The following is a 9,691-nucleotide window of genomic DNA, read 5'->3' on the forward strand; positions in this document are numbered from 1 at the left end:
AACTGATGGCGAACATCGAAGAGACCCCGCAGAACTACTCCACCGAGACGCCCGCTGACGAGGCCACCCAGGCCACCGTCGAGCGCCCCGTGCTCTCCGTTCCCGGTGCGGCCGTCGGCCGCCGCAAGCAGGCCATCGCCCGCGTGCGCCTGGTTCCGGGTTCCGGCACCATCACGGTCAACGGCCGTACGCTCGAGGACTACTTCCCCAACAAGCTGCACCAGCAGCTGATCAACGACCCGTTCACGGTGCTCAACCTGGCCGGTGGCTACGACGTGATCGCCCGCATCTCCGGTGGTGGCCCCTCGGGCCAGGCCGGCGCGCTGCGCCTCGGCATCGCTCGCTCGCTCAACCAGATCGACGAAGAGAACAACCGCGCGACCCTGAAGAAGGCCGGCTTCCTCTCGCGCGACGCTCGCGTCAAGGAGCGCAAGAAGGCCGGTCTCAAGAAGGCCCGCAAGGCGCCTCAGTACTCGAAGCGCTGATCCGACCGCACATGGCGCTGTTCGGTACGGACGGTGTGCGGGGGCTGGCCAACGGCCCCCTCACCGCCGACCTCGCGCTCTCCCTGGCCCAGGCGACTGCCGTCGTCCTGGGCCAGGGGCGTATCGCCGAGGCTCGGCGCAGGGCCGGCAAGCGGCTCACCGCCGTCGTCGCGCGCGACCCTCGGATGTCGGGGGAGTTCCTCTCGGCCGCCGTGTCGGCAGGTCTCGCCTCGTCGGGCGTGGATGTGCTGGATGCCGGTGTGCTGCCGACCCCGGCGGCGGCGTTCCTCGTTGCCGACCGCGACGCCGACTTCGGCGTGATGGTCTCGGCCTCGCACAACCCCGCACCCGACAACGGCATCAAGATCTTCGCCCGCGGCGGCTCGAAGCTGCCCGATGACGTCGAGGCGCGCATCGAAGAGGCGATGTCCGGGCCCAAGCTGCAGCCCACCGGCGGCGCTGTCGGTCGCATTCGCCGGTTCGCCGACGCCGAAGACCGCTACGTCGTGCACCTGCTCGGCTCGCTGCCCTATCGCCTGGATGGTCTGCACGTGGTGCTGGACTGCGCCCATGGCGCGGCATCCGGAGTCTCACCCGAAACGTTCCGGGATGCCGGCGCCCGCGTCACGGTCATCGGCGCCGACCCCGACGGCATGAACATCAACGACGGCGTCGGCTCCACTCACCTCGACGTGCTCGCCGGTGAAGTGGTACGTGTCGGTGCCGACGTCGGCATCGCGCACGATGGCGACGCCGATCGCTGCCTCGCCGTGGACGCCGCCGGCAACATCATCGACGGCGACCAGATCATGGCGATCCTCGCGCTGTCGATGAAGCGACGCGGCCGTCTCAAGCACGACACCCTCGTGGCGACCGTCATGAGCAACCTCGGTCTGCACCGTGCGATGACCGAAAACGGCATCCACGTCGAGCAGACCGGTGTCGGCGACCGCTATGTGCTGGAGCGCATGGCCGCCGGCGGGTTCTCGCTCGGCGGCGAGCAATCCGGCCACGTCATCATGAGCGAGTTCGCCACCACCGGTGACGGACTGCTCACGGGCCTGCACCTGTGCGCCGAGATGGCACGCACCGGCCGCACGCTGGCCGAGCTGGCATCCGTCATGACCGTGTACCCGCAGGTGCTGATCAACGTCACCGGCGTCGACCGCACTCGGGTGAACGACGACGCGACCGTGCAGGAGGCCCTCGCCGCCGCGACCGCGTCGCTCGGACTGTCGGGACGGGTGCTGCTGCGCGCGTCGGGAACCGAACAGCTCGTGCGCGTGATGGTCGAAGCCGAGACCGCGGATACCGCTTCGGCGGTCGCCGCAGACCTCGCCGCCGTGGTGCAGAAACGGCTCGCGCTGCGCGTCTGACCGGCGAATTACGACAATCGTGCTGGATGCGATACAACTGTCCTAACACGGCTTCGGAACCGCGCTGATCGGGCAACCCCCCACGCTCGATCTCGCTACCCCACGCCGTCAGGCATCCGCGCTCGTGCACAAGCGCCGGAGCCGCGAGAGGGCCGCGCCGCTGGGGGCCGGCTCTCTCCGCTCCCGAGTGAGTATTCGTGCTCCCGAGTGAGTATTCGCGCGGCATCCGCCCGCCGGCTCAGGCCACGGCCCCGACACGCGTGCGCGCAGCCCGCGCGCGGCGCAGTCGCACTTGGCACCACGCCGTGAGCCCGCCGTATGCCAGCAGCGCGCACACGATCAGCGCGACGAACAGCGGCGCGGCGGGCCGCTCGCTCAGCAGATCCTCCCGGCGCACGATGAGCGACAGCCCGATCGCCACCAGGCTCAGCAGCTGCGCCTGGAAGAGCACGCGGAACGCGCTCCACCGCGAATCCCACAGCATCGCCGCGTTCACGACCCCGGTGAGCGTCAGCACCGCCCCAGTGACCCGCGCGGTGAGCGGGGTCAGCTGCCACGCCCACACTTCCACCGCCGCGGCCGGCGCGATGAACGCGAACAGCCCCACGCACAGCGCACCGGCACCGATCACCGCCAGCGCGATGCGCGCCGCGCGGGGGATGGTCACATCCGCCGGTTCCGGCACGTGCGGATCCTCCCGCCGCTGCACGACTGCCAGCACCGCGACGATGACCGGTGTCGTGGCGTAGAGCACCAGCCAGGTGTAGAACGACAGGTTCTGCGAGAACCGGTCCAGGTGCAGCAGCGTCGCGATCAGCAGGAGCCCTGCGAACACGACCACCGCCGGGAACCCGCGCGACACCCGGTGCCACCGTCTCGTGGTCGCGACGCGGAGGAAGAACCACACCCCGCCGACGTATGCCGATGCGAGCAGATACGCCGTCAGCGGGGGATCGATCGGCCAGGCGAACAGCTCGCCGGTGCGGGTCGGGAACACATAGAGCAGGAACGCCGCGATGACGAGGAACGGGATGATGACCACGGCCACCCACCGGGTCGTCGCGAACACCCGGTCGGACGTGGGGCGAAGAAAGTCACGGCCGGACACGGTCGAGCACCTCCGCCACCGTCAGCTCCAGGCCGTCGGACACCGCGGCATCCAATTCCTCACCCTTCCCCGCATCACGCAGCGCCTGCAGCGGCGCCAGGTGGTAATCGAACGCGCCCCGGTTGCCCAGACCAGTGCGCCGGCGAAGTCGCTGCGACGCGCCCAGCAGCAGCCCCGCCGCCATCGCGTTGCCCGCCGCTGCCTGCACCGCCACGAACGTCTCCAGGCCGTAGGCGGTGCCGTCGTCGTGACCGAGCGCGACGGAGAGCTCGAAGGATGCCATGAAATCGGCCGTGCCCCCCTCGGCATCCCCGCTGAGCAGCCTCGCCCAGCCGCGGTGATTCTGCGCGATGACGATGCCGAGCCGCTCGCCCTGAGCCTGCGCCAGTGCGAGGCTCTGCTCGAAGCGCGACCGGGCGGACTCCGGGGAGCCGGTGGCCAGATCGAGACGCCCCAGCATCACCAGGGACATCGCCTGCCCCCAGGTGTCCTGCGCATGCTGGAACCGGGCGTAGCTGCGCTCGAGCTCGTCCGTCGCGGCGGCGACGTCGGGCACCGGCACCCGCGCCAGCTGCGCGAGCCCCACCGACACCCCCGCCAGCGCCGCGCCGTCCTCGTCGCCGACCTCGTGGAACAGGTCGCGGCTGGACTCCAGCCCCGGCATGGGGTCGTAGTCGTCCTGCTGCCAGAAGCGCACGGCGTTGACGTAGTACAGCGCGATCGCCCGGCTGCGCGGAGTGAGGGCGATGTCCTCGCGGTCGGCGGCCGCCAGCAGTTCCGCCATCCAGCCCGCCACGAGACCGAGGTAGCCGGCGATCCACAGGAACAGGTACAGGTGCCAGGCGTACTCGGCTGCGGCATCCAATTCGTGTCTGTTCAGCAGCGTGCGCATGACGGCGGCCAGATTGTCGATCTCCAGTTCCAGCCGTGCCAGCCACTCCAGTTGATCGGAGCCGCGCAAACCGTCGCCGGCATCCTCGGCCAACGACAGGTAGGCGCGGATCCACCCCTGCACGTTGCGCTCGGCCTCGTCGGCCGGCTGCATGCCCAGCGCGTAGGAGCGCACCGTACCCAGCAGCCGGAACGCCGGGATCTCGCCGGCATCCACGCGGCTGAGCAGACTGGCGTCGGTGAGAGCTTCGAGCACGTCGAACGGGTCGTCGACACCGGCGCTCGCGAGAACGTGCTCGGCGGTCGCCAGGGCGAAGGAGCCGGAGAACGGGGCGAGCACCCCGAGCGCGGTGCGGGAGCGCTCGTCGAGCAGATCGACGCTCCACTCGATCGTGCGGGACAGCGCGCGCTGCCGGTCGGGAAGGTCGCGCGCGCCGTCGACCAGCAGGGTGAGTGCGGAATCCAGGCGGGCGAGGATCTGCTGCGGGCTCAGGATGCGCGCCCGCGCGGCGGCCAGCTCGATCGCGAGGGGGATTCCATCGAGCACCCGGGTGATCGCGATCACGGCGGGGGTGTTCTCCGGCGTCAGGCGGAACGACGGCCGCACCGCCGTCGCGCGCTGCACGAACAGCGACACGGCCGAAGCGCAGGCGGCGGTCTCGTTGTCGGTGTCGGGCTCGGGGGTTTCGAGCGGCCCCACCTCGAAGACCTGCTCCGCCCGCAGCCGCAGTGGGGAACGGCTGGTCACCAACAGCTGCAACCGGGGCGCGCCGCTGACCAACTGGACGAGCACATCGGATGCCGCCATGAGGTGTTCCATGTTGTCCACGACCAGCAGCACGTCGCGGTCGACGATCGCCGCCTGCACCTTGTACGCCAGCGGCTCGTCGCCCACATTGCGCACGCCGAGGGCGCGGGCGATCACCGTGATCACCGTTTCGGGGCGGGTGACCGACTCCAGCGCCGCGAACGCGACGTCGCGGCCGGAGGTCGCGGCATCCAGGGCGAGCTCGATCGCGAGGCGCGACTTGCCGACGCCGCCCGGTCCGGTGAGCGTGAGGATGCGCACGCCGGGGCGTGCCAGCAGCGCGCGGGCGGCATCCATCTCGGTCTCCCGGCCGACCAGTGACGAGTAGGGTGCCGGGATCGCGCCGACGATCGAGAGCGAGCCGGTGGGCGACGGGTCGAACACGGTGGCTGCTGTGGCTTCGGCGGCCGCAGCCTCGGCCGCTGCGACTTGCGCCGCTGCGGCCTCTGCCGCGTCGAAGCGTTCGGCGAGGAGGGTCGCGATGTCGGCGAGCACCAGGTCGGCGAGTTCCTCGGGCGTGTGGAACGACTTGTACGAGGTGCGGTCGTCGGAGCGGACGGCGTCGAGCAGGCCGGACAGGCGCTCCTCGCGCTTCGGGGCCGGCTCCTTGATGTAGATCAGCGACGGCAGGGCGGTGGAGAGACGGTACTCATCCTCGAGGCCGGAGATCTCCTCATCCGGGGCGACCCAGCCGTAGCGTTCCCAGTACAGGCCGATGAAGATGTCGCTCTGCTCGAGGTAGGAACGGTACAGGGCGCGCGGCGGGTGGGGCCGGGCGCCGAGCTCGAACATCACCGGGGCCAGGTGCAGCCGCTCGAGCACGGCGCGCACGGCGCGGCGCTCAGGCTCGAGCTCCCTCAACGTGGAACTGATGAAGACTCGGATGCGCTGATCGGGCGTGCGAATCTGTGGTTTCGCGGCATCCATGAAGTGATACTCCCGCCGTGGCGTTCGCGAGTAAAGGGGCCGGGTGCCGTGGCGCTCGATGACGACCCCGCAGGCCGCCGAGTGAGTATTCACGCCGCCGAGTGAGTATTCACGCCGCCGAGTGAGTATTCGCGTCGGGCGCGACGAATACTCACTCGCCGCGACGAATACTCACTCGCCGCGACGAATACTCACTCGAGGGGACGAATACTCACTCGGCAGCGGTCAGACGCCGGGGGCACTCCACGACAGCGACTCGATGTACCGCAGCAGCACGCCCTCGCGCAGGGCCCAGGGGCTGATCTCGAGTTCCTCGACGTCCATCGCCTTCATCGCCTGGTGCATGACCACTGCCGCGGCGACGATCTGGAACGTGCGGTCCGCCGTGATCCCCGGCAGGGCCTCCCGAGCCTCGGCGGGGATGCGGGCCAGCCGCGGGATCCACGCCTTCAGCGCCGAACGCGGCAGCACCCATCGCTCGATGCCCGACCACCCGGGCACGGGATACCCGGCAAGCTTCGCCAGCGACCGGATCGCCTTCGACGACCCCACCACGTGGTCGGGCCGCGGCATCGTCTTGAACACCTCGGCCACCGGCGCGAGCGTCTTGCGCGCGTGATCGCGCAGCCGGTCGACGTCGTGCTCGCTGGGCGGGTCGTTCGGCAGGTACTTCACCGTCATGCGTCCGGCCCCCAGGGGGACGGATGCCGCAGCCTCCGGCAGCTCGTCGCGACCCGCGGCCAGCTCGAGCGAACCGCCGCCGATGTCGAACAGCAGGATCTGGCCGGCGGACCACCCGAACCAGCGGCGCACCGCCAGGAACGTGAACCGCGCCTCGGTCTCGCCGCCGAGCACCTGCAGATCCTGCCCGAGGGCCTCCTCGATGCGCGCGATCACCTTCTTGCCGTTCTTGGCCTCGCGCACGGCACTGGTCGCCGTCGCGAGGAGTTCGACGACGTTCTCGCGAGCCGCGATATCGCGTGCCTCACTGACCGCGTTCACCAGCGCGGTCACGCCCTCGTCGCTGATCGAGCCATCCGGCTCGAGGTAGCGCATCAGCCGCAGCACGGTGCGCTTGCTGGTGGTCGCATGGGGCCTGCCGCCGGGGATCACATCCGCGATCAGCAGATGGACCGTATTCGAACCGATATCGAGGACTCCGAGGCGCACGTGGCAAGCGTAGTGGGGCAGCGGCGTGCGGATGGCGCGCCCACCCGGTGTCCCACATCGAGTTACCTCGCCGAAACATCGCGCCGGGGCATCGCGAAACAGCGCGTCGCTAGCGTCGGATCGCTCGCACACAGCGAATCCACACTGTCCATGCCTCCAGGAGGTCCGGTGCAATCACCACCGAGCAGTACCCCGAGCACCACCCCCCACGCCACACGCAAGAACAAGGCGCCCTACGCGATCGTCGGCGGCGCGACTCTCGCCGCGGCGGCGATCGTCGCCGGCTTCATCGCCATCCCCGCCGTCAGTGGCGCGACCGGCGCCGAGGCCCCCGATACCCGTGAGGTGGCCGTCGTGACCGACAAGCCCGTGCTCGGCGCCGCGCGCGACGCGCTCAGCCAGGACGAGCTCAGCTACGCGCTGCACCTGGCCACGGCGGGGGACAGCCTGCCCGACGGCGTCACGTCGGTCGACGGCTCCGATGCCCCGCAGGTGCTCTCCATCGACGTCGCCACCCGAGACGTCGACCAGACCGACCGCATCGTCGACGTGGTCCTGTACGACTACACGTCCAACAAGGCGATCCTGCAGTCGGTCAACCTCACCACCGCGGTCATCGACAGCTCGTCGCGTGAAGGAGTGCAGCCGCCGCCCAGCGCCGACGAGATCGACTTCGCGTTCTCGCTGTTCTTGGCCGATGAGGCCGCCAGCGCGGCCGTTCGCGAAGAGTTCACCGCCATCACCGGCGACGCACTGGCATCCATCGATCAGCTCGGCGTCAGCGGCGGCTCGTTCGTGCCGGATGCCGGATCGGTCGGCGGGGAGCACTGCGCGATCGACCGCTGCGTCGAGATGCAGTTCCGCGTTCCCGGCGGCGGCTACCTCGACACGACGGCATTCGTCGTCGACCTGTCCACCCGGTCCGTGATCGGCATCCGATGAAAGGCGCGTCCCCCGTGAAGAAGCTCTCCCGCGCGATCGGAATCGGCGTGACGACACTCGTCGCTGCCGCCGGCCTCGCCATCGTCCCTGCGACCGCGGCCACCGCCGCGCCCCCGCCCATCAACTGCTCCGGTGACGCGCTCATCGAGAAGTCGTTCGACAACGGCACGTCCTGGCAGATGTGCTGGCGCGTCGACAGCAAGAAGGGCCTCGTGCTCGAGCAGGTCGCGGTCAAGGCGCCTCAGGAGACGGCGTATCGCCGCGTGCTCGACTCGGTCTACCTCGGCCAGCTGCACGTGCCGTACGACACCGGCAAGAGCCTGTGGAACGACATCACCTCCTACGGGTTCGGCAACCAGTACCTGCAGAAGCTCAGCGCCGCGGAGTGCGGCGACGGTGCCCTGCGGGACGTCGCGCAGACGTGGAGCACCACCCGCCGCGGTGAGACCACGACGTACATGCGCACGATCCCGGCGCTGTGCATCACCGACACCACGAGCCCCATGGCGTACCGCTCGCACGAGCAGACGTGGGGCTCCATCGAAGACGCACCGCTGTTCACCGCCGAGAGCCAGGGCTTCAGCCTGCAGATCATCTCCAAGGTCGACTGGTACGAGTACGCCACCAAGATCGAGTTCACCGACGAGGGCGGCATCGCCTTCGACCTGGGCGCGACCGGCGACGTCTCTTATGAGGACTTCGACGCGGATGCCACGACGGGCTGGCCGATCGGCGCCGGCGACACCGCGCTGGCGGCATCCCACTGGCACAACGCGATCTGGCGCCTGGACTTCGGTCTGGACGGGCAGAACGCGATGGCCGTGGAGCAGTACGACTCCGAGCTCGGCGAGCAGGGCGTCAAGGTGCCGCTGATGCACACGACCGCCACGACGATCACGAACCCCGCCAATCTCGCGCCGGTCGATGACCTCACCTGGTGGCGGGTGCTCGCTCCGAACAGCCTCAACGCCGACGGCCACGAGCGCTCGTACGAGTTCGTGTTCCCCGGTTCGCAGCTGTACGCCGGCGATCCGGTGACCCAGCCCCTGCTGACGTTCACCAACTACAACGCCTGCCAGGAGTACGCCACCAACAACCTCAACCCGGCGTGTGCCGAGAAGAACCTCATCGAGTACGCCGCCACCGGCGCGGGTCAAGCTCTCACCGACCCGGTGGCCTGGGTGAACAGCGGCTTCCACCACGTCGTGCGCGACGAGGATCAGAGCCCGATGCAGACGCACTGGCAGTCGTTCTCGATCATGCCGCGCGACTGGACGAGCCAGTCGATGGGCACCCCGTCGGGCCGCTCGTGCATCAACGGCGACCCCGGCGGCGAGATCCACACCGACGAGTCGCCGTGTGAGGTCGTCGAGCCCGAGACGCCGGAGAACCCGGAGACCCCGGGCACGCCGGGCACCCCGGAGCCGAGCCCGAACCCGATCGACCCGGCAGCGCCCGGTGACGGTGGCGGCGACGAGGACGGTGGCGACAGCGACGAGCCCGACACCGGTGCGAGCATCTCGCTGTCGTCGACCAGCCTCACCGCGGGCGGATCGTTCCGGCTGACCGGTTCAGGCTTCACCCCCGGCGAGAAGATCGAGGTCACCCTGCACTCCGACCCGATCGCCGTCGGAACGCTGACCGCCGACGCCGCAGGGGCGGTGTCCGGGAGCCTCACCGTTCCCGCCGCGGCCCCCAGCGGCGCCCACCGGATCGTCGCCGTCGGCGCTGATTCGGGGCTTGAGGCATCCGTCGATGTGACGGTGTCCGCGGCCGGAGCGCTCGCCATCACCGGCGGCACACTCGCCGCCGGCGGTGCCGCGCTCGGAGGCGTGCTGTTGCTTCTGATCGGGGCTGCGTTGCTGATCAAGCGGCGGCGCCACACGCAGGCGGTGTTCGCCTCCTGACCCCCACGGCGGGGGGGGCCCCCCCCCGCCCCCCCCCCCCCCCCCCCGAGCCCCCCCCCCCCCCAGAAGAGACGCCA

7 protein-coding genes are annotated in these 9,691 nt (G+C 70.1%); 4 read left to right on the top strand and 3 right to left on the bottom strand.

The genetic code is table 11. The annotated features are described in order from the left end of the window. The first annotated feature begins 5 nt into the window (after nucleotides 1–5). Both rpsI and glmM read left to right on the top strand, forming a co-directional pair. Complete coding sequence (rpsI, locus tag NQ151_RS12210) at nucleotides 6–485, top strand: 30S ribosomal protein S9 (protein ID WP_257528243.1); 480 nt, start codon at nucleotides 6–8, stop codon at nucleotides 483–485. Nucleotides 486–496: 11 nt separating this feature from the next. Continuing rightward, on the top strand, nucleotides 497–1,861 hold the full coding sequence (glmM, locus tag NQ151_RS12215) for a phosphoglucosamine mutase (RefSeq protein WP_257509133.1): 1,365 nt from the start codon (nucleotides 497–499) through the stop codon (nucleotides 1,859–1,861). Between the two features lie 238 nt (nucleotides 1,862–2,099). On the opposite strand, the gene NQ151_RS12220 is transcribed toward glmM, so the two are convergent. From NQ151_RS12220 to NQ151_RS12230, 3 genes are all read right to left on the bottom strand, one after another. Beyond that, the gene (locus tag NQ151_RS12220) at nucleotides 2,100–2,969 is read right to left on the bottom strand and encodes a hypothetical protein (protein ID WP_257528244.1); all 870 of its coding nucleotides are present in this window, start codon (nucleotides 2,967–2,969) and stop codon (nucleotides 2,100–2,102) included. Continuing rightward, a complete protein-coding gene (locus NQ151_RS12225) occupies nucleotides 2,956–5,595 on the bottom strand; it encodes a DUF4062 domain-containing protein (RefSeq protein WP_257528245.1) in 2,640 nt (879 codons plus the stop codon). Before NQ151_RS12225 ends, NQ151_RS12220 begins: the two co-directional genes overlap by 14 nt. Before the next feature lie 225 nt (nucleotides 5,596–5,820). Further along, nucleotides 5,821–6,765, bottom strand: a complete 945-nt coding sequence (locus tag NQ151_RS12230; RefSeq protein WP_257528246.1) for a Ppx/GppA phosphatase family protein — start codon at nucleotides 6,763–6,765, stop codon at nucleotides 5,821–5,823. Nucleotides 6,766–6,933: 168 nt separating this feature from the next. On the opposite strand from NQ151_RS12230, the gene NQ151_RS12235 reads away from it, so the two are divergent. Both NQ151_RS12235 and NQ151_RS12240 read left to right on the top strand, forming a co-directional pair. Then, on the top strand, nucleotides 6,934–7,707 hold the full coding sequence (locus NQ151_RS12235) for a hypothetical protein (protein ID WP_257509137.1): 774 nt from the start codon (nucleotides 6,934–6,936) through the stop codon (nucleotides 7,705–7,707). 14 nt (nucleotides 7,708–7,721) lie between these two features. Further along, nucleotides 7,722–9,614: a copper amine oxidase gene (locus NQ151_RS12240; RefSeq protein ID WP_257528247.1), complete on the top strand. Its 1,893-nt coding sequence runs from the start codon at nucleotides 7,722–7,724 to the stop codon at nucleotides 9,612–9,614. The last annotated feature ends 77 nt before the right edge of the window (nucleotides 9,615–9,691 follow it).

It is taken from the genome of Microbacterium sp. zg-YB36 (assembly GCF_024623575.2).
In the GTDB taxonomy this organism is placed as follows: domain Bacteria; phylum Actinomycetota; class Actinomycetes; order Actinomycetales; family Microbacteriaceae; genus Microbacterium.

Bases quoted from the DNA above. Each gene is read 5' to 3' on its own strand.
- rpsI (WP_257528243.1), top strand. From the start codon at position 6: ATGGCGAACATCGAAGAGACCCCGCAGAACTACTCCACCGAGACGCCC.
- glmM (WP_257509133.1), top strand. From the start codon at position 497: ATGGCGCTGTTCGGTACGGACGGTGTGCGGGGGCTGGCCAACGGCCCC.
- NQ151_RS12225 (WP_257528245.1), bottom strand. From the start codon at position 5,595: ATGGATGCCGCGAAACCACAGATTCGCACGCCCGATCAGCGCATCCGA.